23 protein-coding genes, 1 rRNA gene and 1 other annotated feature are annotated in these 22,165 nt (G+C 39.8%); all 24 genes read left to right on the plus strand.

The window, feature by feature from the left end; all coding sequences use genetic code 11:
* Positions 1–2: 2 nt before the first annotated feature.
* The 24 genes from rrf (at position 3) to rplA (ending at position 22,091) form a co-directional block, all read left to right on the plus strand.
* Positions 3–118 (plus strand): 5S ribosomal RNA (rrf, locus tag MUB24_RS21230).
* Between the two features lie 514 nt (positions 119–632).
* Complete coding sequence (locus MUB24_RS21235; protein WP_244707527.1) at positions 633–1,118, plus strand: PTS sugar transporter subunit IIA; 486 nt, start codon at positions 633–635, stop codon at positions 1,116–1,118.
* A gap of 87 nt (positions 1,119–1,205) precedes the next feature.
* Entirely contained in the window at positions 1,206–2,033 is an 828-nt protein-coding gene (locus tag MUB24_RS21240; RefSeq protein ID WP_280517106.1) for a PRD domain-containing protein, read from the plus strand.
* A gap of 147 nt (positions 2,034–2,180) precedes the next feature.
* On the plus strand, positions 2,181–3,626 hold the full coding sequence (gene nagE / locus MUB24_RS21245; protein ID WP_244707529.1) for an N-acetylglucosamine-specific PTS transporter subunit IIBC: 1,446 nt from the start codon (positions 2,181–2,183) through the stop codon (positions 3,624–3,626).
* A gap of 373 nt (positions 3,627–3,999) precedes the next feature.
* On the plus strand, positions 4,000–4,461 hold the full coding sequence (locus MUB24_RS21250) for a CtsR family transcriptional regulator (RefSeq protein ID WP_244707530.1): 462 nt from the start codon (positions 4,000–4,002) through the stop codon (positions 4,459–4,461).
* 24 nt (positions 4,462–4,485) lie between these two features.
* The gene (gene mcsA, locus MUB24_RS21255) at positions 4,486–5,034 is read left to right on the plus strand and encodes a protein-arginine kinase activator protein McsA (RefSeq protein ID WP_244707531.1); all 549 of its coding nucleotides are present in this window, start codon (positions 4,486–4,488) and stop codon (positions 5,032–5,034) included.
* Entirely contained in the window at positions 5,031–6,104 is a 1,074-nt protein-coding gene (mcsB, locus tag MUB24_RS21260; RefSeq protein ID WP_244707532.1) for a protein-arginine kinase McsB, read from the plus strand. The genes mcsA and mcsB overlap by 4 nt, the downstream gene beginning before the upstream one ends.
* Positions 6,105–6,115: 11 nt before the next feature.
* Complete coding sequence (gene clpC, locus MUB24_RS21265) at positions 6,116–8,551, plus strand: ATP-dependent protease ATP-binding subunit ClpC (RefSeq protein ID WP_244707533.1); 2,436 nt, start codon at positions 6,116–6,118, stop codon at positions 8,549–8,551.
* A gap of 146 nt (positions 8,552–8,697) precedes the next feature.
* Positions 8,698–10,068 (plus strand): DNA repair protein RadA, encoded by a 1,371-nt coding sequence (radA, locus tag MUB24_RS21270; protein ID WP_244707534.1) that lies wholly within the window; start codon positions 8,698–8,700, stop codon positions 10,066–10,068.
* Between the two features lie 338 nt (positions 10,069–10,406).
* Positions 10,407–11,504 carry a PIN/TRAM domain-containing protein gene (locus MUB24_RS21275; RefSeq protein ID WP_244707535.1) on the plus strand — a complete coding sequence of 366 codons (1,098 nt, stop codon included), beginning with the start codon at positions 10,407–10,409 and terminating at the stop codon, positions 11,502–11,504.
* 19 nt (positions 11,505–11,523) lie between these two features.
* Entirely contained in the window at positions 11,524–12,201 is a 678-nt protein-coding gene (ispD, locus tag MUB24_RS21280) for a 2-C-methyl-D-erythritol 4-phosphate cytidylyltransferase (protein WP_244707536.1), read from the plus strand.
* Positions 12,202–12,234: 33 nt separating this feature from the next.
* Entirely contained in the window at positions 12,235–12,711 is a 477-nt protein-coding gene (gene ispF / locus MUB24_RS21285; protein ID WP_244707537.1) for a 2-C-methyl-D-erythritol 2,4-cyclodiphosphate synthase, read from the plus strand.
* A 45-nt stretch (positions 12,712–12,756) separates the two neighbouring features.
* On the plus strand, positions 12,757–14,214 hold the full coding sequence (gene gltX / locus MUB24_RS21290) for a glutamate--tRNA ligase (protein WP_244707538.1): 1,458 nt from the start codon (positions 12,757–12,759) through the stop codon (positions 14,212–14,214).
* A gap of 36 nt (positions 14,215–14,250) precedes the next feature.
* Positions 14,251–14,481, plus strand: a binding site (T-box leader).
* A gap of 343 nt (positions 14,482–14,824) precedes the next feature.
* Positions 14,825–15,508 (plus strand): serine O-acetyltransferase, encoded by a 684-nt coding sequence (gene cysE, locus MUB24_RS21295; protein ID WP_244707539.1) that lies wholly within the window; start codon positions 14,825–14,827, stop codon positions 15,506–15,508.
* The gene (gene cysS, locus MUB24_RS21300) at positions 15,489–16,886 is read left to right on the plus strand and encodes a cysteine--tRNA ligase (RefSeq protein WP_244707540.1); all 1,398 of its coding nucleotides are present in this window, start codon (positions 15,489–15,491) and stop codon (positions 16,884–16,886) included. Before cysE ends, cysS begins: the two co-directional genes overlap by 20 nt.
* On the plus strand, positions 16,871–17,296 hold the full coding sequence (locus MUB24_RS21305) for a Mini-ribonuclease 3 (RefSeq protein ID WP_244707541.1): 426 nt from the start codon (positions 16,871–16,873) through the stop codon (positions 17,294–17,296). The genes cysS and MUB24_RS21305 overlap by 16 nt, the downstream gene beginning before the upstream one ends.
* A 7-nt stretch (positions 17,297–17,303) precedes the next feature.
* Complete coding sequence (gene rlmB / locus MUB24_RS21310) at positions 17,304–18,047, plus strand: 23S rRNA (guanosine(2251)-2'-O)-methyltransferase RlmB (RefSeq protein WP_244707542.1); 744 nt, start codon at positions 17,304–17,306, stop codon at positions 18,045–18,047.
* A 2-nt stretch (positions 18,048–18,049) separates the two neighbouring features.
* A complete protein-coding gene (locus MUB24_RS21315; RefSeq protein ID WP_244707543.1) occupies positions 18,050–18,559 on the plus strand; it encodes an NYN domain-containing protein in 510 nt (169 codons plus the stop codon).
* 42 nt (positions 18,560–18,601) lie between these two features.
* Positions 18,602–19,276: an RNA polymerase sporulation sigma factor SigH gene (gene sigH / locus MUB24_RS21320; RefSeq protein ID WP_396426802.1), complete on the plus strand. Its 675-nt coding sequence runs from the start codon at positions 18,602–18,604 to the stop codon at positions 19,274–19,276.
* An 81-nt stretch (positions 19,277–19,357) separates the two neighbouring features.
* Positions 19,358–19,507 (plus strand): 50S ribosomal protein L33, encoded by a 150-nt coding sequence (gene rpmG, locus MUB24_RS21325; protein ID WP_244707545.1) that lies wholly within the window; start codon positions 19,358–19,360, stop codon positions 19,505–19,507.
* Between the two features lie 37 nt (positions 19,508–19,544).
* The gene (secE, locus tag MUB24_RS21330) at positions 19,545–19,730 is read left to right on the plus strand and encodes a preprotein translocase subunit SecE (RefSeq protein WP_244707546.1); all 186 of its coding nucleotides are present in this window, start codon (positions 19,545–19,547) and stop codon (positions 19,728–19,730) included.
* A gap of 182 nt (positions 19,731–19,912) precedes the next feature.
* Complete coding sequence (gene nusG / locus MUB24_RS21335) at positions 19,913–20,449, plus strand: transcription termination/antitermination protein NusG (RefSeq protein ID WP_244707547.1); 537 nt, start codon at positions 19,913–19,915, stop codon at positions 20,447–20,449.
* A 149-nt stretch (positions 20,450–20,598) separates the two neighbouring features.
* A complete protein-coding gene (gene rplK / locus MUB24_RS21340) occupies positions 20,599–21,024 on the plus strand; it encodes a 50S ribosomal protein L11 (RefSeq protein WP_057985510.1) in 426 nt (141 codons plus the stop codon).
* 284 nt (positions 21,025–21,308) lie between these two features.
* Positions 21,309–22,091, plus strand: coding sequence for a 50S ribosomal protein L1 (gene rplA / locus MUB24_RS21345; RefSeq protein WP_313898484.1), 783 nt, complete (start codon positions 21,309–21,311; stop codon positions 22,089–22,091).
* The last annotated feature ends 74 nt before the right edge of the window (positions 22,092–22,165 follow it).

Here is a 22,165-nt window from a genome sequence, read left to right on the forward strand (position 1 = left end):
CGTCTGGTGACAATAGCGAAGAGGTCACACCCGTTCCCATCCCGAACACGGCAGTTAAGCTCTTCAGCGCCGATGGTAATAAGGGGCTTCCCCTTGTGAGAGTAGGACGTTGCCAGGCATTCATTTCAGGGCATCCTCTATGGGGGATGTCTTTTTGTTTAGTCATTTACTGCAAAACGAAAAAGCAGCAAAGAAAAGTGCTTGTATCCCAAGAAAGCAATTATTTTTATGCTACTGACTCTTTTATATCTACCAATTCAATTGTCGAGTTGTCGTACAGGCAAATCGAAAATTGACGTATTATATTGACTCTCTTTTAGGAGAATGGTATAATTTTACTAGGGATTTAATATAGATCACATGTTACTGATTCGATTAGGCATGGCGGTACATTAGAGAGGACGTTTGTCTCTCTGGTACCCCCATGCCTTTTTTGATTGAAATCGAGTCCAAGTTGATCTTTTCGAATTTTTAACATGTACCGCAGAGGAATTCGCCATACTGTGTGCTGTTGTACGGGTCTTATCACTTTCATTGAAAACAAAGAAAAAATTGAAATACTTTACCAAGCAAAAAATAAAAAATCCCAACCAAATTTTTTCGTTATTAGTACTAGAAAGGGGCAGACAGAAATGTTTAAAAATCTTTTCAAAAAAACAAACAACTATCAAATTTATGCACCAATGAACGGGAGGATTGTACCACTTGAGGAGGTTCCAGATCCGGTCTTCAATCAGAAGATGATGGGAGAAGGGGTTGCTATGATCCCGAGTGAAGGAAGAGTTTTCTCACCAGTAGATGGAAAAGTTGTACAGGTTCCCCATTCAAAGCATGCTGTTGGTATTGAAACGGATAATGGTTTGGAATTATTAATTCATATTGGTTTAGAAACAGTTGCGTTAAAAGGAGAAGGATTTTCACCAAAAGTAAATGTAGGAAATCGGATTTCTGTCGGGGATCTCTTGATTGAATTTGATTTGGATTATATTCGTAACCGCGCAAAAGATATTATTACTCCAATTGTTATTACGAATAGTCAAAATAGTGGTAAGCAATTTCTCATTACGGAACAGAGAGAGGGAAAAGCAGGAGAAACTGAAATTATTACAGTTTCCTAGAAAATCTGGCTATTTGAAACCTTCGCTGTTTACGATGGTCAGGAATTGCCGGAATTTTTTTAAAAGCCAACTGGGATAGGGAGGTGAATGACGGTGAAAATAACAAAAATATTAAACAATAACGCCGTTATCGTACTGGATGGACAGCAGCAAGAGCAAATCGCTATTGGTGCGGGAGTCGGCTTTGAAAAGACGAAAAACGATATTGTCAATCTGAATAAAATTGAAAAGCTATTTGTCTTAAAAGAAAATGAAAAACTTCAACAGCTATTATTACGAATACCAGAAGAACATTTTATCCTTTCAAAAGAAATTATTACGTACGCGGAAAAACAGTTGGATACAAAACTAAATGATCATATACTCTTGGCATTAACAGACCATATTTCTTTTGCTATTGAACGTGAAAAACAGGGTATTCATCTTAAAAATAAATTACTGCAGGAAATAAAAATTCTTTACAAGAAAGAATTTGAAATTGGACTTTGGGCACTTCAACACATAAAGGAGAAAAATCAGATGGAGATGCCAATGGATGAAGCTGCCTTTATTGCCCTGCATATTCACACCATGAAAATGAAAGGAGGTGATTTGCACGAAACCGTCAGGCAAACAGCAATTGTAAGGGATATGGTAGAAACAATCAAGGATTATTTGCAAATCAAGATGGAAGAAGACGATATTTCCTACGAACGTCTTATTACACATCTTCGCTTTGCTTTATCTAGGGCGAATCAATATGAGGTGCATTTCATGGATGAGGAAATGCTGCAAATGATAAAACGTAAATTTAACGTATCCTTTCGCTGTGCTTTGGAGGTTTCAAAAAAATTGTCTCGCGCACATGGTATCGAGCTGCCAGAGGCAGAATTAGGTTATATAACACTCCACATAGAACGGTTAAGACAATATTAGTTGATACGCTATTATATTTTTACTTTCTAATCTGACAGCGGATACAATTAACTAGAAATATACGGATGATGAAGTAGCCTCTCGTGGGATTGTTGGGAATAGATTTCCACAATTATTTACTAAATAAAACAATAGGGGGAAAGTCAAATGATGAAAAAGTTGCAAAACCTTGGCCGCGCTATCATGCTGCCAGTTGCTGTCCTTCCAGCAGCCGCTATTTTAGCAGGTATTGGGAACTGGATTTTAGGTCTTTCAGAAGGTAATGTTGTCGGTACATTTTTGCAGACTGCAGGAAAATCAATCCTTGATAATCTAGGGATCCTGTTTGCTGTTGGTATTGCCATTGGATTATCAAAAGATAAACATGGTGCCGCCGGACTAAGTGGACTGGTTGGTTTTTTAGTTGTAACTACATTAATATCCACAGATGCGGTTGCCGGCTTACAGGGTGTAGATCCTGAAAATGTGAACGCAGCCTTTGCACAAAATAAAAATGTATTTATCGGAATTATATCAGGTGTTATTTCCGCAATGATGTACAATCGATTTAGTGGCGTGAAGTTGCCTGACGCACTGGCATTTTTTAGCGGGAAACGGCTTGCACCAATTATGTCGGCAGCAGCAATGGTAGTTGCGGCTGGTATTTTGTATTTTGTATGGCCAGTTGTTTATTCATGGCTCGTATCGTTTGGTACAGCTATAAGTGATTTGGGCGCATTGGGGGCAGGATTGTATGGATTCTTTAATCGGTTGTTAATTCCAACAGGGTTACACCACGCCCTGAACTCGGTATTCTGGTTCGATGTCGCGGGGATTAATGATATCGGTAAGTTCCTGGCCAGCGAGGGAACAAAAGGTATTACCGGTATGTATCAGGCAGGATATTTCCCAATCATGATGTTCGGATTACCTGCTGCGGCTTTAGCCATGTACCATACAGCAAAAACAAAGCGTAAAAAGCAAGCTGCATCTTTGATGATGACCGCTGCATTTGCTGCTTTCTTTACTGGAGTTACAGAGCCACTTGAATTCTCGTTCATGTTCTTGGCACCAGCATTGTATGTTGTTCACGCCTTGCTTACAGGTCTGTCCCTATTCATAGCAGCCTTATTTCATTGGACTTCTGGTTTTTCATTTAGTGCCGGGTTTGTTGACTATCTCTTGAGCTTTACAAACCCGATCGCCAGCAAGCCATATATGCTCATTGTTCAAGGGCTCGTATTTGCGGTTATTTACTACTTCTTGTTCCGCTTCCTGATTGTTAAATTTAACTTGAAAACACCAGGCCGTGAAGATGAAACGGCAGAAGAAGCGCAAGATGATGATCAAGCTAGCGGAGATAATAAATTCACTGTTATGGCTGCCAAAATTTATGAAGGACTCGGCGGCGATGAAAATGTCGACACTGTTGATTATTGCACGACTCGATTAAGGGTAGAGGTAAAAGATATGGATAAAGTAAATCAAGATAAAATTAAATCTACGGGTGTCCCGGGGATTAATATAGTAGGTAAACAAAGCATTCACGTTATCGTTGGCACAAGCGTACAGTTTGTTGCTGATGAAGTAAATAAAATTCGTCGCGAGAAATAAATCGTATATTTGTATTTGAAAGCGAACAGTATTGTATGTATGCCGTTCGCTTTTTACATGGTGAAATGTACTTAGCTGTTTGACAGAAGGCGGTTCAGATATGTTTAAAATGAAACTCAAAAATCGTTTCAATTTCAGTGTTTTTCTGGGGGGATTTCTGACTACGGGCGGAAACCAACTTCAACAGGGTTGGTTTATTTTAGCCATCTTTACATTTGGAAGTATATGTCCGAAATAAATGTTTCAAGTTGTTGATTGTGGATAAAATATTGATAATGGAACTCCATTGCTTTTTTGTTATCTTTTCATGTATAATTAAGTCAAATATAGTCAAAGTCAATTGCAATAATTAGATAGGGAAGGAGGCATGGCAATGAGGAATATATCGGATATTATTGAAAATTATTTAAAGAAGGTTTTGGAGTTAAGTGAAAGAGAAATCGTTGAAATTAAAAGAAGTGAGGTTGCCGATAAATTTCAATGTGTCCCTTCCCAAATTAATTATGTGATTAATACTCGCTTTACGATTGAAAGAGGGTATTTGGTCGAGAGTAAACGGGGAGGAGGCGGCTATATTCGTATTTCTAAAGTACGTTCACATGATAAGTTTCATCTAATTGATCAATTATCTGCTTTAACGGAACGTAAAATTTCGCAATCTAGTGCTCAAGATATCATTCTTCGTCTATTAGAAGAGAGGATTGTAACCGAAAAAGAAGCAAGATTAATGTTAAGTGTTGTGGATCGATCTGTTATTCATATTGACCTACCACTTCGAGACGAGTTAAGAGCAAGAATGTTAAAAGCGATGCTTCAAACCATAAAATACGAATAAGCCAAAGAAAGAAAGGTGAGCGCAGTGATTTGTCAAGAGTGTAAAGAAAGACCCGCCACATTACATTTTACCAAAGTAATCAATGGGGAGAAAACAACCATTCAACTTTGCGAAAAATGTGCTCAAGAAAAGGGAGACCTGTTTTTAAATGAAGGACCTGGCGCTTTTTCATTTAATAACTTATTATCGGGTTTATTAAATTTTGATTCTGCTTTCCAACAAGCAAAGACGAGTACAACTTCAACATCGCCAATTCTTCAATGTGATGTTTGTAAAATGACCTATCAGCAATTTGCTAAAGTGGGCCGATTTGGGTGCGCTCATTGTTATGAAACATTTAGAAACCAATTAGTTCCTGTTATAAAAAGACTTCATAGTGGCAATATCGAGCATGGAGGAAAGGTGCCTAAAAGGATTGGTGGTTCTCTTCATGTGAAAAAGAAGTTACAACAGCTTAAAGGAGAATTACAGTCACTTATTGCTAATGAGGAATTTGAACAGGCTGCGAAGGTACGTGACCAAATCCGCTCTTTAGAAAAAAATTTTCATGATGGGGAGGGAAATGGGAGATGAGTCTAGAAAGATTTCTTAATAAGGCTGTAAGTTCATGGATGAGCGCAGAAGGCCCTGAAGCAGATATTATTTTAAGTTCCCGTATTAGACTTGCAAGAAACTTACAAAATTATAAATTTCCTACTTTGTTTGAGAATGAGGAGGCAAGGGAAATAGCCAATAAGCTAAAGACAATCGTTCAATCTGGTTATTTTCAGACCTATGGTGAGGTGGAATTTTTACCGATTGATCACTTAAAACAATTGGAAAAAAGAGTGCTTGTAGAAAAGCATTTGATTAGCCCACGCTTAGCCGGAGATTCCCCTCACGGAGCTGTAATTTTGGCGGATAAAGAAGATATGAGTATTATGGTTAATGAGGAAGACCATATCCGCATTCAATGTTTGTTTCCCGGCCTGCAAATAAAAGAAGCTCTAGAAAAAGCAAATATGATTGATGATTTAATAGAAGATACATTTGATTATGCCTTTGATGAGAGTCTAGGCTATCTGACTAGTTGTCCGACGAATGTTGGTACAGGATTAAGAGCTTCTGTAATGGTTCATCTTCCAGCATTAGTTTTGACAAGACAAATGATGCGTGTCATTCCAGCCATTAACCAACTTGGATTGGTTGTAAGAGGAATTTATGGAGAAGGAACGGAAGCTTTGGGAAATATATTTCAAATTTCGAATCAAACGACATTGGGGAAATCCGAAGAGGATATTGTGGAAGAGCTAATTAGTGTTGTCCATCAGATTATTGCCCAGGAAAGATCCGCAAGGGAAGCATTAGTTAAAACATCTAACATACAATTAGAGGATAGAGTGTTTCGTTCTTATGGAATTTTGGCGAATAGTCGGATTATCGAAACAAAAGAGGCAGCAGAACGTTTATCTGATGTAAGATTGGGCATAGATTTAGGATATATTAAACATTTATCTCGAAATATTTTAAATGAATTGATGATTTTGACCCAACCGGGTTTTCTTCAACAATATGCGGGTGGCCCGCTTCGACCTGCTGAACGCGATATGAAAAGGGCGGCCTTTATTCGGGAACGTTTAAAACTTAAAGAGAAGGACAGTTAGGAGGAGATTATATGATGTTTGGCCGATTTACGGAAAGAGCTCAAAAGGTCTTAGCCCTATCTCAAGAGGAGGCCCTGCGCCTCGGCCATAGTAATATTGGAACGGAACATATTTTGCTTGGACTTGTAAGAGAGGGAGAGGGAATTGCAGCCAAAGCCTTAAATGGACTTGCTTTAGGCCCTGAAAAGATTCAAAAAGAAGTAGAAAACCTCATTGGTAGAGGGAATGAACAATCCCAAAATCTACATTATACCCCTCGTGCAAAAAAGGTAATTGAATTATCGATGGATGAGGCGAGAAAATTAGGCCATTCCTATGTAGGAACGGAGCATATTTTATTAGGATTAATCCGGGAAGGAGAGGGCGTGGCTGCTCGAGTTTTAACAAATTTAGGTGTTAGTCTAAATAAAGCACGCCAACAAGTTCTTCAACTGTTAGGTAATAATGAAGCGAATGCTCATGGATCTAGTACTTCCTCTAGCGCTAATACACCAACGCTCGATAGTTTGGCTCGTGATCTAACAGTGATTGCGAAAGAGGGAAGTTTGGATCCGGTCATTGGTAGAAATAAAGAGATCCAAAGGGTTATTGAAGTTTTAAGTAGAAGAACAAAAAATAACCCGGTCCTCATTGGAGAACCAGGTGTGGGAAAAACAGCGATAGCCGAAGGATTAGCCCAACAAATCATCCAAAATGAAGTGCCAGAAATCCTTCGTGACAAACGAGTGATGACATTGGATATGGGAACGGTTGTGGCTGGTACAAAATATCGTGGTGAATTTGAAGATCGTTTAAAGAAAGTGATGGATGAAATTCGGCAGGCAGGTAACATCATTTTGTTTATTGATGAACTTCATACCTTAATTGGTGCAGGTGGAGCAGAAGGGGCGATCGATGCCTCTAATATTTTAAAACCATCCCTTGCACGGGGGGAATTACAGTGTATTGGTGCGACAACATTGGATGAATATCGAAAATATATTGAAAAAGATGCGGCTTTAGAACGCCGGTTCCAACCTATTCAAGTCGATGAGCCAACACTTGAAGAATCTATCCAAATATTGGAAGGACTTAGGGATCGCTATGAAGCCCATCACCGTGTCACCATTACAAATGAAGCGATTGAGGCTGCTGTCCAATTATCAGACCGATACATCTCTGATCGCTTTTTACCTGACAAAGCGATTGATTTAATTGATGAGGCGGGATCTAAGGTAAGGCTCCGTTCTTATACGACTCCACCGAATTTAAAAGAATTGGAAGTACAGCTTGAAACAACACGTAAAGAAAAAGATGCTGCTGTTCAAAGTCAGGAATTTGAAAAAGCCGCTTCTTTGCGAGATACGGAGCAGAGACTTCGTGAAAAGCTTGAGAAAACCCAAAAGACCTGGAAGGAAAAACAGGGGCAGGAAAATAGTGAAGTCACAGTGGAAGATATTGCTCAGGTCGTATCAAGCTGGACGGGAGTTCCGGTTTCGAAAATTGCAGCGACTGAAACAGAAAAATTATTGAAGCTTGAAGAAATTCTGCATTCAAGAGTCATTGGTCAAGAAGAGGCCGTTAAAGCTGTGGCGAAAGCAGTCCGAAGAGCTCGAGCCGGTTTAAAAGATCCAAAAAGACCGATTGGATCCTTTATTTTCCTTGGTCCTACAGGGGTGGGGAAAACAGAATTAGGTAGGGCTTTGGCTGAGGCGATGTTCGGCGATGAGGATGCGATGATTCGAATTGATATGTCTGAGTATATGGAGAAGCATTCTACCTCCAGACTTGTCGGTTCACCCCCAGGGTATGTCGGCTTTGAAGAAGGCGGACAGCTGACTGAAAAGGTTCGAAGAAAACCATATTCCGTTATCCTACTAGATGAAATTGAAAAAGCTCATCCAGATGTATTCAATATTTTGCTGCAGGTGCTGGAGGATGGGCGTCTGACGGATTCTAAAGGGAGAACAGTTGATTTCCGAAACACAGTTCTTATTCTGACTTCCAATGTCGGAGCTGAGGCATTAAGACGAAATAAATATGTTGGCTTTAGTGTTCAAGATGGGGAACAAGATTATAAGGACATGAAAGGTAAGGTATTGGAAGAATTAAAAAAGGCTTTTCGGCCTGAATTTTTAAACCGGATTGATGAAATTATTGTTTTCCATGCTTTAGAGAAACCACAATTAAAAGAAATTGTTTCTTTGCTGACAGACCAATTAGTCAAGCGATTAAAGGAACAAGATATGCATCTTGAACTAACAGAAGCAGCAAAAGAAAAAATTGCAGAAGAAGGTTATGACCCCGAATATGGTGCTAGACCATTAAAAAGGGCGATACAGAAATTAATAGAGGATCGGTTATCGGAAGAGTTACTAAAAGGTGTCATTGCTCCTGGACAACATTTTTTGGTCGATATCGAAAATGGAGAACTAACAGTCAAAACAAAAGAAAAAACAGTTTCTTAAGCTTGAAGGATCCATTAGCTTTTTGAAGGGCTACAACAAACTGAATGGAAAATGTCTACTTTTATCTACGAATAAACGGGGTGCAGGATTGTAAAGTACCCCGTTTCATTATAGATTCCATTTAAAAGAGGCGAGAAGGGGAATGGATGGCCAAGAAGAAAAATAAATTTATTTGTCAGTCATGCGGATATGAATCAGCTAAATGGATGGGGCGTTGCCCAGGATGTGGAGAATGGAATCAGATGGTGGAAGAAGTAAATATTGTTGGCAAGTCGCCAAGGCATTCTTTTCAACATACTGACTCCAATCATCAATCTAAGGCTACCTCGATTACAGCGATTGAAACCAAAAAGGAACCCAGGGTAACTACCCAAATGCAAGAATTAAATCGCGTTTTAGGTGGAGGGGTTGTCGCTGGATCTCTTGTTCTAATTGGCGGTGATCCAGGGATTGGTAAATCAACTTTACTGCTCCAAGTATCAGCCCAATTAGCAGAAACGGATCAAAAAGTTTTGTATATATCTGGGGAGGAATCGATTAGACAAACGAAGTTGCGTGCAGATCGTTTACATGTCGCTTCACCAGAACTTTATATTTATGCAGAAACGAATTTACAATCGATTCATCTTACAATTGATGAAATATCCCCACAATTTGTAGTAGTTGATTCGATTCAAACCGTCTATCATCCTGAGGTCACATCCGCTCCAGGTAGTGTATCCCAAGTTCGTGAGTGCACATCTGAATTAATGCGGATTGCCAAGACAAAGGGAATCGCCATCTTTATCGTTGGACATGTGACAAAAGAGGGAGCGATCGCAGGACCTCGCTTGCTCGAACATATGGTGGATACCGTTCTTTATTTTGAAGGCGAACGCCATCATACGTATAGAATCCTACGAGCGGTGAAAAATCGTTTCGGCTCCACAAATGAAATAGGTATATTTGAAATGAAGGAATCAGGTTTGACAGAGGTTGAAAATCCTTCTGAAATTTTCCTTGAGGAACGTTCAAAGGGAGCATCAGGCTCTACAGTGGTAGCATCTATGGAAGGTACAAGACCAGTTCTAGTTGAGATTCAAGCTTTGATTTCACCAACAAGTTTTGGAAACCCACGTCGAATGGCTACCGGGATTGACCATAATCGTGTCTCTTTATTAATGGCTGTTTTGGAGAAGCGAGTTGGATTATTATTGCAAAATCAAGATGCTTATTTAAAAGCGGCTGGTGGCGTTAAATTGGATGAACCCGCAATTGATCTAGCGGTTGCCGTTAGCATTGCTTCAAGCTTCCGTGATCAAACAACACGAGCGACGGATTGCTTGATAGGAGAAGTGGGTTTAACCGGTGAGGTGCGTCGTGTTTCTAGGGTTGAACAAAGAGTTCAAGAAGCGGCAAAATTAGGGTTCGAACGGATTATTATTCCGAAAAATAATATAGGTGGTTGGAGAATACCCGATGGCATTGAAGTGATTGGGGTTAGCTCCGTTGGGGAAGCACTGCAACAAATATTTTAAGAGGATGTTCAAAAAGTCCGGTAAAAAGACATAAGCGAATTTCTTCGTTGGCTTGTTTCTCCGCTGCTCATGTATTAGGATAAGGATCTTCCGCTAAAACCGCCCACGTCCTATGGGCAACGCGGAAGTCAGTACATCCTGTACAAGTCCGCTGCTTGAAACTGCGCCGCCTCGAACTTCTTGGTCCTTTTTATCCTCCTTTTTGAACACACACTTTAATCGTCTAAACATGTTTTTGAAGAATCGTTCAAAAATTATCTAAGATTCTTGAACGGATTATATGTTTTTTGGTTTTAAAGCCTGCTTATTGTTTATAATGATAAAAAGGAGGTGAAGGAATGCTAAAGAGAATTGTGCAGGCCTGTATTTTATTGTTAGGTGGAACGCTGGGAATTTTCCTACTCCCCTTGTTACTAAAATTGGTCGGTCTGGATAATGTCGTTTTAATTAATAATCCGTATATAACGGCTTTCACAGGTGCTATTATTTTTTATCTTATTACATTTTGGACTGTAAATCCGATTGTTAATTTTGTAAAACGAATTGAAGATATGCTTGTAAAGGCTCCTACGACAGATATCTTATTTGGTAGCCTTGGTCTTGGCTTTGGGTTGCTGCTTGCTTTTTTAATGGGACTAGCGATTAATCAAATGCAGATCCCGATACTGGATACATTCGTCCCTCTTCTTTTAACATTATTGCTTGGTTACTTAGGTTTTCAGGTAGGGTTTAAAAAACGGGATGAATTGACTAGTTTTTTCTCCCAAACTCGTGGTGGGAAGAAGCGGGCAGAGGAAACTCAAGAGGTCGAAAAAGAAGAGCCTGCTCGTCATATGAAAATTTTGGATACAAGTGTTATAATCGATGGAAGGATTGCGGACATTTGTCAAACAGGATTTTTGGATGGGATTATTGTCATTCCTCAATTTGTATTAGAAGAACTCCAGCATATCGCAGATTCATCTGATTCCTTAAAACGCAATCGAGGGAGACGAGGATTAGATATATTAAATCGAATTCAAAAAGAAGTAAATATTCATGTGGAAATGTATGAGGGAGATTTTGAAGAGATCCAAGAGGTTGATAGCAAATTAATCAAGCTTGCGAAACTTGTGGATGGAACGGTAGTAACAAATGACTTTAATTTAAATAAGGTTTGTGAATTTCAGAATGTGAAAGTTTTAAATATTAATGATTTAGCGAATGCTGTGAAACCTGTCGTTCTTCCGGGAGAGGAATTAAATGTTCAGGTGATAAAAGATGGGAAAGAGTATAATCAAGGTGTGGCTTATTTAGACGATGGAACGATGATCGTGGTCGAAGAAGGTAGAAATTATATTGGAAAACGAATTGATGTCATCGTCACAAGCGTCCTACAAACATCTGCAGGTCGAATGATTTTTGCCAAGCCAAAGCTAATGGAAACGGCACTGTAAGACAGGGGTTTATAAACATATGAATTATCAAGTGATCATTCCGGCTGCCGGGTTAGGGAAGCGAATGGGTGTTGGATTTAATAAGCTTCTTATGAAATTAGAAGACCGGCCGGTTATTTTGCATACACTCGATGTCTTTCTTCAAGATGCAAATTGTCGAGACATTATTTTAGTGATTCATCCAAATGACCAACGATTTTTTGTTGAACATTTTTCCAAGGGACAATGGAGGAAGATCAAACTTGTCTACGGGGGAAACGAGCGCCAGCTTAGTGTTTATAAAGGCTTAATAGCAGCCGATCCCGACGGTGTGGTTCTTGTTCATGATGGGGCTCGTCCCTTTATTAAAGAAAGTATAATCGCCCAATTGGTACAGTCTGCTGCTCAGAATGGAGCAGCTATAGCGGCCGTTCCGGTCAAAGATACGATCAAAAAAACGGAAGGCATCAATGTGGTTGAAACCATTGATCGCTCCAGCTTGTGGCAAGTACAAACCCCACAAGCTTTTCGTTTTTCCATTCTGTACGAGGCCCATATACAGGCAAAAAAGGATCATTTCCTTGGTACGGATGAATCCTCTCTCGTAGAACGGATCGGCTATCCCGTTAAAATTGTCGAGAGCGATTATGATAATATTAAATTGACAACACCAGAGGATCTATTTTTTGCCAAAGCGATCATCGAAAAACGCAAATAGATACGTTATACTGTCAAGGAAGAGGTAGATGCAATGTTTAGGATTGGGCAAGGGTTTGATGTCCATCAGTTCGCAGAGGATCGCCCTCTTATTGTAGGGGGAATAGACATTCCTTATGAACGGGGGCTAATCGGCCATTCTGATGCAGATGTATTGTTACATACGATAGCGGATGCGTGTTTAGGGGCAATTGGAGAAGGGGACATCGGTCATCATTTTCCTGATACAGACCCCGTTTTTAAAGACGCGGATTCGGCTAAACTTTTAGAACAAGTATGGCAGTTTGTACAGGCCCGTGGCTACGAGCTTGTGAATCTTGATTGTACAATTATGGCACAAAAGCCAAAGATGGCCCCACATATTGCTAAAATGAGAGAGCGAATCGCGCAAATTTTGCAATCAAAAATAGAGCAAATTAATGTGAAAGCAACGACAACAGAAAGTCTTGGGTTTGTGGGAAGAGAAGAAGGAATCGCCGCTATGGCGGTTGTTCTCCTGCAGAGAAAGTGATAAGGATCAAAGGGTAAATTTTAGTTTTTAGGAGGCCATGAAGAAATGTCGAGTGAAGTAAGAGTACGCTATGCGCCAAGTCCCACAGGCCATTTACATATTGGGAATGCGCGGACAGCCTTATTTAATTATTTATTCGCTAGAAATGCAGGCGGAAAATTTATTATACGAATTGAGGATACGGATCAAAAGCGAAATATCGAGGGTGGCGAGCAAAGCCAATTATCCTATTTAAAATGGCTAGGAATAGACTGGGATGAAAGCATTGATAAAGATGGGGGCTATGGGCCATATCGTCAGTCTGAACGAAATTCGATTTATAAAAAGTATTATGAAGAGCTTTTGAACCGCGGCTTGGCTTATAAATGCTATTGTACAGAGGATGAGCTCGAAGCTGAGCGGGAAGCGCAATTGGCTCGTGGAGAAATGCCACGATATTCTGGGAAATGTGCCCATTTGACACAGGAAGATCGGGAAAAATTAGAAGCGGAAGGAAGAAAGCCAAGTATTCGCTTTAAGGTGCCTGCTGGGAAAACCTATACGTTTAAAGATATGGTAAAAGATGATGTTGCTTTTGATTCAGATGGGATTGGCGATTTTGTGATTGTGAAAAAAAATGGCATTCCAACGTATAATTTTGCGGTCGCCATCGATGACCATCTCATGGACATTAGTCATGTTCTTCGTGGGGATGACCATATCTCGAATACACCTAAGCAACTTATGATTTTTGAAGCTTTCGATTGGACTCCCCCGGTTTATGGTCATATGACATTGATTGTCAATGAAAATCGAAAGAAACTAAGCAAGCGGGACGAATCCATCATTCAGTTTATTGAGCAATATGCTGATTTGGGCTATTTACCAGAAGCTTTATTTAACTTTATTACACTTTTAGGCTGGTCCCCACAAGGTGAGGAAGAGATTTTTTCAAAAGAAGAATTTATTCAAATCTTTGATGCTAATCGTTTATCCAAATCGCCTGCATTATTCGATCAACAAAAGCTCTTGTGGATGAATAACCAGTACATGAAGGAACTTGATTTAGGTAAAGTTGTGGCGCTGTCATTACCGCATCTTGTCAAAGCTGGTCTGGTACGTGCAGAAATGGATGCAGAGGAAGAAAATTGGGTGCGAAACGTCATTGCTTTATATCAAGAACAAATGAGTTATGGGGCAGAAATTGTGGAACTATCACAAATGTTTTTCCAAGATGAGATAGAGTATGATGAGGCCTCGAAAGCTGTTTTAGAGGAAGAGCAGGTTCCTGAAGTATTGGCAGCTATTAAAAAGATCGTGGAAAGTCTTGAGCCTTTTGAAGCGGCGGAAATTAAAAAAGCAATTAAAGCTGTCCAAAAAGAAACAGGACATAAAGGGAAGAAGTTATTTATGCCGATTCGCGTGGCCGTGACGGGTCAAACTCATGGACCGGAGCTTCCGAATACGATAGAATTATTAGGGAAAGAAAAAATAATCAACAGAATTGAACGTTTGCTCGGTTAACAAAATGCGTAAAATATAATATATTAAAAGATATCAACTAGAACGCTGATGAGGAAAAGTAGAAAAACGAAGCTGATCAGAGAAAACCACCATGGGCTGAGAGTGGTTGCAGCCTCTCGTTTTTTGAACATGCACCTCTGAGTCTTGGATTGAACAGATCATTCTTATTAGGTTCAAGCGGTCCTCTTGTCGTTATCAAGATTAAGCCGGGATGTGGCCATTATTCACATCCAAGCAGAGTGGAACCGCGCAGGAAGCGTCTCTGATTGATTCAGGGGCGTTTTTTTATTCAAAGGTAAGTATAAAAATTGGCTATTGTTTGGATCTAGCTCCAGCGCCTAGCCCCTCGAGGTCAAATAACACTGAACCTATGAAGGGAAAGATCGCCCTTCCTAGGTTCAGGAACATTTGCTTGTCGGGGCTGAACAAGGCGCTTGCGCCTTTCTTATTTAAAGGATGTTCAAAAAGTAAGGATCAAAGGCTAAATTCGCGACAACAATCGCCACGCCTTTGTGACCTGCGTCCTGCAGGCCCCCGGTAAAAATGACACTGCGAATTTCTTCGTCGCATTTAAAAATAGCGTTTAATTCTTGGAAAGGGGTCATCACGCATGTTCAAACATATGAAAGAGGATATTCAGACTGTGTTTGATCAAGATCCTGCTGCCCGCAGTACCTTGGAAGTCATTTTGACCTATTCAGGACTGCATGCCATTTGGACTCATCGTATCGCTCATGCGCTATATAAAGGCCATTGGTTCTTTCTAGCGAGAGTGATTTCACAACTAAGCCGCTTTTTTACCGGAATTGAAATTCATCCAGGTGCCATGATTGGTCGCCGCTTTTTTATCGATCATGGCATGGGGGTTGTGATTGGAGAAACATGCGAAATTGGCGATGATGTGATCATTTATCAAGGTGTGACTTTGGGGGGGACTGGAAAAGAGAAGGGAAAACGGCACCCGACGATTGAGAATAATGCCCTTATTGCCACAGGCGCAAAGGTACTTGGAAATATTGTGATTGGGGAAAATTCAAAAATTGGCGCGGGTTCAGTCGTTTTAAAAAGTGTTCCCCCTAATTCAACGGTTGTCGGGATACCTGGCCGTGTCGTTGTACAGGATGGTATCCGTCTTAAACAAGATTTAAATCATTGTGATCTGCCAGATCCGATTTTAGATACATTGACAAAAATGGATAATGAAATCAAAGCACTGCGCAGTGAAGTGAGACGTTTAAAAAAAGAAGGAGTAGATCGAAAGGAGTCTCCGGTTCATGACCATTCAAATTTATAACACTTTAACAAGAAAAAAGGAAACTTTCATTCCTTTGGAAGAGGGAAAGGTTAAAATGTATGTGTGCGGTCCCACTGTTTATAATTATATTCATATCGGGAACGCAAGGCCTGCCATCGTATTTGATAGTGTGCGCCGTTATTTAGAATATAAAGGATATGAGGTTCAATTTGTTTCCAATTTTACAGATGTCGATGACAAATTAATTAAAGCAGCAAGAGAACTTCAATCAGATGTCCCCACTTTAGCGGAAAAATTTATTCAAGCGTATTTTGAAGATGTAGCTGCTCTCGGCTGCAAAAAGGCTGATCTACATCCACGTGTGACAGAAAATATGGATGACATCATTGATTTTATCGAGGCGCTTATGCAAAAAGGATATGCTTATGAGTCTGAAGGAGATGTCTATTACAAGACAAGAAAATTTGCGGAGTATGGGAAGCTTTCTCATCAGGCGATTGATGAGTTAAAAGCAGGGGCACGAATACAAGTTGGGGAGAAAAAGGAAGATGTGCTGGACTTTGCTCTTTGGAAAGCGGCGAAGGAAGGTGAAATTGCTTGGGATAGCCCATGGGGGAAAGGAAGACCTGGTTGGCATATTGAATGCTCGGCAATGGCGAAAAAATTCCTAGGAGACACGATTGACATTCATGCGGGCGGGCAAGATTTGGCGTTTCCCCATCATGAAAATGAAATTGCCCAATCGGAAGCCTTGACAGGAAAACCATTTGCCCGCTATTGGATGCATAATGGGTATATTAATATTAATAACGAAAAAATGTCTAAATCACTGGGGAATTTTGTCTTAGTACATGATATTCTCAAAACAATTGATCCAGAGGTTCTTCGTTTCTTTATGTTATCTGTTCATTATCGCAATCCAATTCATTTCAATGATGAATTGCTTAAAAATGCGGGTGTTGCTTTAGAACGTTTAAAAACGTCTTATCAAAATCTAAAGCATCGTTTAGAAGTAAGTGCTAATTTGACTGATAATGATGAGGAATGGCTACAAAAAATTCAACAGCTTATCGCTTCATTTGAAAATGAGATGGATAATGATTTTAACACAGCCGATGGGATTACCGTCCTATTTGATTTAGCAAAACAAGGAAATCTTTATTTACGTGAAAAGAATACCTCTTCCAAAGTGATTCAATCGTTTTTGAATACATTTGAAAAACTTTTCTCTGTACTTGGACTTCGATTAAACGAAGATGAGCTTTTAGATGAAGAGGTAGATCAACTCATTGAACGGCGAATAGAGGCTAGAAAGAATCGAGATTTTGCATTAGCCGACCAAATCCGGGATCAATTAAAGAAAATGAATATTATTTTAGAAGATACTAGACAAGGCACGAGATGGAAAAGAGGGTAACCGAATTGGAGCCATATGTAAAAGACTACCAACAATTAAATGGCTTAGCACTTGCCTACATGGGTGATGCCGTTTTTGAAGTCTATATTCGGCAGCATCTTTTACAAAAAGGGAAAACAAAGCCGCATAAGCTTCATTTGGAAGCAATTCATTTCGTATCAGCCAAGGCGCAGGCCGCTGTTTTAAAAAAGATGATAGATGACAACTTTTTAACTGACGAAGAATTGGCTGTGATGAGGCGAGGCAGGAATGCAAAATCTGGGACAATCCCGAAAAATACAGATGTACAAACGTATCGACATAGTACTGCATTTGAAGCGGTGATTGGCTGGGTATATTTGGCCAATCATCGAGATCGATTAGATGAAATTGTCAAAGAAGCGATTCAAAAGATTGAAAGCGGGGAGTGAACGGAACATGGATCAAGAGTGGATTGCTGGCAAAAACCCTGTGATAGAAGCTTTAAAATCAGAAAGGGATATTCACAAAATCTGGATAGCGGAAGGCTCTCAAAAAGGCCAATTATCAACCATTCTGAAGCTTGCCAAGGAACGTCATATATTGGTGCAATATGTGCCGAAACAGAAAATAGCTCAGTTGGTGGATGCTCATCACCAAGGGGTTGCCGCCCAGGTTGCCGCCCACCAATATGCAGAAATAGATGATCTTTTTACCTTGGCCGAAAAAAGAGGGGAAGACCCCTTTTTCCTTATTTTAGATGAGCTAGAAGATCCCCATAATCTTGGGTCTATTTTACGAACGGCGGATGCAACGGGTGTTCACGGGATTATCATTCCGAAGCGCCGGTCCGTGGGCTTAACAGCTACGGTAGCCAAACTTTCTACAGGAGCCATTGAATATGTTCCCGTCGTAAGGGTCACGAATATGGCTAGAACCATGGATGAATTAAAATCACGCGGTGTCTGGATTTTTGGTACAGATGCAAAAGGTAGTCAAGATTACCGAAAAATGGACGCTACGATGCCGCTAGCACTGGTTATTGGGAATGAAGGAAAAGGAATTGGGCGCTTAGTCCGGGATAAATGTGACTTCCTTATTCACTTACCGATGGTCGGTCATGTGACTTCACTCAATGCATCCGTAGCGGCTGCTTTATTGATGTATGAAGTGCAACGAAAGCGCGCGCCTGTCGAGGGATAGCGATGGATATCCTGATTGTGGATGGTTACAATATCATCGGTGCATGGCCGGAATTAATCGAGCTAAAAAAGAAAGACCTTGCTTCGGCACGAGATCGCTTAATTGAAATAATAGCGGATTATCAAGGGTATACAGGGTATAAAGTGATTATTGTATTTGATGCTTATGAAGTGAAAGGAATTGAAAAAAGGTATCAAAATCACAAGGTTGAAGTCATTTTTACGAAGGTCGAAGAGACAGCAGACGAAAGAATTGAAAAATTGGCAAGTGAATTAAGCGGTATAAAAACGCAAATTTATGTAGCGACATCGGATTATACGGAGCAATGGGCCATTTTTGGTCAAGGAGCCTTACGGTTATCTGCTCGTGAACTGTTGATTGAAGTTCAGGCTATTGATCGAAAAATTGATAAAAAAGTGAAAATAACAAGAGAAAAAGTGCCATCAACCAAAATTCCTTTAAGCGCAGAAGTCGCTGAAATCTTTGAGAAATGGCGGCGTGGAATAAAATGAGGTTGACGCATGAAAATTCTGTTATGTATAATAATTCTATCGATGGACTTAAGGGTGGGGGATAGAGTGACCTCAAATATCAGATTAGACAGCAGCATCAAGTATGATTCACTGGAAGATGAAGAGTTGATCGAACTGATTCAAGAAGGCGAAAGTGAAGCACTGGATTACCTCATAAAAAAATACCGTAATTTTGTTAGGGCCAAAGCAAGATCCTATTTTTTAATTGGTGCGGATCGTGAAGATATTGTACAAGAAGGCATGATTGGCCTTTATAAAGCCATTCGTGATTTTAAAGAAGACAAACTAGCTTCTTTTAAAGCTTTTGCAGAGCTTTGTATCACAAGACAAATTATTACGGCGATTAAGACAGCCACCCGCCAAAAGCATATTCCACTTAATTCTTACGTTTCTTTGGACAAGCCTATTTATGATGAAGAATCAGACCGAACTTTAATGGATGTCATCTCAGGGGCAAAGATTTTGGATCCTGAGGAGCTTTTATTAAACCGGGAAAAGATGAATAATATTGAAGCTAAGGTCATGGAATTATTAAGTGATTTAGAAAGAAAGGTGTTAGCTCTTTATTTAGACGGAAGATCCTACCAAGAAATTTCTGATGAATTAGATCGGCACGTAAAATCTATTGATAACGCTTTACAAAGAGTGAAAAGGAAATTAGAACGCTATTTAGAACTAAGAGAGTTTAGTGTTTGACGACTTGGCTTATATTGACAGATACTAGCTTACATGATATTTTTTAAAAGATAAGATTGCCTAGAGAGCGGGTGTTAAAGTGTGAAGCAAAAGCGAGCATTAGCCTGCGTAAATTGCGGATCACGCAATTATTCAACGGATAAAAATACCAAGACGACGGTTGGACGCTTGGAATTGAAGAAATACTGTAAAAACTGTCAAACCCATACAATTCATAAAGAAACAAAATGAAAAATTCCATATACAAGTAAACTTTGGAGGGACAATCATGTCAAGCGTAATGCAATTCTTTCGCAATGTTCGCTCAGAAATGAGGAAGGTCAGTTGGCCGCGGCGAAAGGAATTAACCAATTATACCATTACTGTTGTTACAACTGTTGCCTTATTAGCTATATTCTTTGCTGGGGTCGATTATGTGATTTCGTATTTTATGAGGTTTATCATTGGTGATTAAGAAAAAAAGAATAGATACTTGAATAGCTGTATATCTTTATGAAACTCATGATATAATGGATTTATATATAACTTTTCTCTAGCCCGGTCCCCGGGTTTTTTGAGTTTGAAACGAAAAGCGGAAGCGCCTGTTTAGCTGGACAAAGGAAAATGATAGGGAGGGAAGGACATAGGTCCTAATCAATGGAAAAAAACTGGTATGTTGTCCATACTTATTCTGGTTACGAGAATAAAGTGAAGACAAATCTTGAAAAGCGTGTAGAGACGATGGGAATGCAGGATAAAATTTTCAGAGTCATTGTTCCTGAAGATGAAGAAACTGATATAAAAAATGGAAAAAAGAAAGTGGTTAAAAAGAAAGTATTTCCGGGGTATGTTTTAGTAGAAATCATTATGACAGATGATTCATGGTATGTTGTTCGAAATACACCGGGTGTTACTGGTTTTGTAGGCTCCTCTGGCTCAGGATCAAAGCCTACCCCATTATTACCGGAAGAAATTGACTTTATCTTAAAACGTATGGGCTTAGAAGAAAAAAATCAAGAAGTTCATTTTGAGATCGGAGAAACCGTTACGGTAAAAGAAGGTCCATTTGCCAATTTCACAGGGAAAGTGGAAGATCTAGATGTATCTAAAGGGAAGATTCGAGTCATGGTAAATATGTTTGGCAGGGAGACCCCTGTTGAATTGGACTTTGGACAAATTGATAAAATAAGCTGACAACAACTTGAAATTCTTTGCAAAAGGTGATAATATCTTTTAGGTCAATCTTTATTTAAAAGATATGTAATCATTGACTTATTTTTATAATGAGTGGGAGGGTATGAAAGCCCCATTACCACATCACGGACTTTAAGGAGGTGCGTCTCGTGGCTAAAAAAGTAATCAAACTTGTAAAATTACAAATTCCTGCAGGTAAAGCGAACCCAGCTCCACCAGTAGGACCGGCACTCGGTCAAGCAGGTGTAAATATTATGGGATTTTGTAAAGAGTTTAATGCTCGTACGGCAGATCAAGCTGGACTAATTATTCCTGTTGAAATTACAGTATTTGAGGATCGCTCTTTTACATTTATCACCAAAACTCCTCCCGCTGCCGTTCTTTTGAAAAAAGCGGCTGGAATTGATTCAGGTTCTGGTGAACCCAATAAAAAAACAGTTGCAGTTGTCAAGCGTGATAAAGTGCGTGAAATTGCAGAAACAAAAATGCCTGACTTGAATGCTGCCAGCGTTGAAGCTGCCATGCAAATGGTTGAAGGTACAGCGCGAAGCATGGGTATCAAAATCGAAGACTAATCCCATGCGAAGCAGACGTTACTGTGAAAGGAAGGCTGGGACTGTTCAGCCTTCCTTTATTGCATAAACTTGAGCAAGGCGCTTACGCTTTTCTAGGATCTAGCTCCAGCGCCTAGCCCCTCGGGGTCAAATAACCTGAGACAATAAAAGTCAAGACCGGACTTTTCTTGTCTCAGAACATTTGCTTGTCGAGGGCCCGTAGGATGCGGGTCAGGACGGCGTGGCGATTGTCGTCGCGTATTTAGCCGTTCTTCCCTATTCCAAGGCGCTTACGCTTTTCTTACGTGGGAGGTCATTCCGCTAAAACCACATTACAGGAGGAAATAAATAAAATGGCTAAAAAAGGAAAAAAATATACGGAAGCTTTAAAGCAAGTTGATCGTTCAAAAGCTTATCCGATTGAAGAAGCAATTGAACTGGCAAAAAAAGTAGATTTTACTAAATTTGATGCAACAGTTGATGTATCATTCCGTCTTGGAATTGATACAAAAAAAGCAGACCAGCAAATTCGTGGTGCGGTCGTATTACCGAATGGTACAGGTAAGACACAACGAGTTCTTGTATTTGCAAAAGGTGATAAAGTAAAAGAAGCAGAAGCTGCTGGTGCCGATTATGTAGGGGATGCAGAATACATCAATAAAATTAACCAAGGTTGGTTTGATTTTGATGTGGTTGTAGCAACACCTGATATGATGGGGGAAGTCGGTAAACTTGGTCGTACACTTGGACCGAAAGGCTTAATGCCAAATCCTAAAACAGGCACCGTCACATTTGATATAGAAAAAGCTGTGAATGAGATTAAAGCAGGTAAAGTAGAGTATCGTGCTGATAAAGCGGGTATTATTCATGTTCCGATCGGAAAAGTATCTTTCGGCGATGAAAAGCTAGTTGAAAACTACAATACCATTCTTGATACATTAACAAAAGCGAAACCAGCATCATCAAAAGGTAAGTATTTTAAAAACATTACCGTTTCTACTACAATGGGTCCTGGGGTGCGTGTAGAATCTGTTTCTTCTTTGGAGGTAATTGCGATGTCTCACACCTCAAGTGAGACAAGGGGTTAAGGACAGACCAGAATTTATTTTCCCCCAAAATGAGACGGTATAATGCACTTTTAAGAGATGGGAATGGAAAAAAT

The organism is Lederbergia sp. NSJ-179 (assembly GCF_022867885.1).
Taxonomy (GTDB): domain Bacteria; phylum Bacillota; class Bacilli; order Bacillales; family Bacillaceae_C; genus Lederbergia.

Coding starts and splice junctions, on each gene's coding strand:
- MUB24_RS21235 (WP_244707527.1), top strand. CDS start 633: ATGTTTAAAAATCTTTTCAAAAAAACAAACAACTATCAAATTTATGCA.
- MUB24_RS21240 (WP_280517106.1), top strand. CDS start 1,206: ATGACGGTGAAAATAACAAAAATATTAAACAATAACGCCGTTATCGTA.
- nagE (WP_244707529.1), top strand. CDS start 2,181: ATGATGAAAAAGTTGCAAAACCTTGGCCGCGCTATCATGCTGCCAGTT.
- MUB24_RS21250 (WP_244707530.1), top strand. CDS start 4,000: ATGAGGAATATATCGGATATTATTGAAAATTATTTAAAGAAGGTTTTG.
- mcsB (WP_244707532.1), top strand. CDS start 5,031: ATGAGTCTAGAAAGATTTCTTAATAAGGCTGTAAGTTCATGGATGAGC.
- clpC (WP_244707533.1), top strand. CDS start 6,116: ATGATGTTTGGCCGATTTACGGAAAGAGCTCAAAAGGTCTTAGCCCTA.
- radA (WP_244707534.1), top strand. CDS start 8,698: ATGGCCAAGAAGAAAAATAAATTTATTTGTCAGTCATGCGGATATGAA.
- MUB24_RS21275 (WP_244707535.1), top strand. CDS start 10,407: ATGCTAAAGAGAATTGTGCAGGCCTGTATTTTATTGTTAGGTGGAACG.
- ispD (WP_244707536.1), top strand. CDS start 11,524: ATGAATTATCAAGTGATCATTCCGGCTGCCGGGTTAGGGAAGCGAATG.
- ispF (WP_244707537.1), top strand. CDS start 12,235: ATGTTTAGGATTGGGCAAGGGTTTGATGTCCATCAGTTCGCAGAGGAT.
- gltX (WP_244707538.1), top strand. CDS start 12,757: ATGTCGAGTGAAGTAAGAGTACGCTATGCGCCAAGTCCCACAGGCCAT.
- cysE (WP_244707539.1), top strand. CDS start 14,825: ATGTTCAAACATATGAAAGAGGATATTCAGACTGTGTTTGATCAAGAT.
- cysS (WP_244707540.1), top strand. CDS start 15,489: ATGACCATTCAAATTTATAACACTTTAACAAGAAAAAAGGAAACTTTC.
- MUB24_RS21305 (WP_244707541.1), top strand. CDS start 16,871: ATGGAAAAGAGGGTAACCGAATTGGAGCCATATGTAAAAGACTACCAA.
- rlmB (WP_244707542.1), top strand. CDS start 17,304: ATGGATCAAGAGTGGATTGCTGGCAAAAACCCTGTGATAGAAGCTTTA.
- MUB24_RS21315 (WP_244707543.1), top strand. CDS start 18,050: ATGGATATCCTGATTGTGGATGGTTACAATATCATCGGTGCATGGCCG.
- sigH (WP_396426802.1), top strand. CDS start 18,602: ATGGACTTAAGGGTGGGGGATAGAGTGACCTCAAATATCAGATTAGAC.
- secE (WP_244707546.1), top strand. CDS start 19,545: ATGTCAAGCGTAATGCAATTCTTTCGCAATGTTCGCTCAGAAATGAGG.
- nusG (WP_244707547.1), top strand. CDS start 19,913: ATGGAAAAAAACTGGTATGTTGTCCATACTTATTCTGGTTACGAGAAT.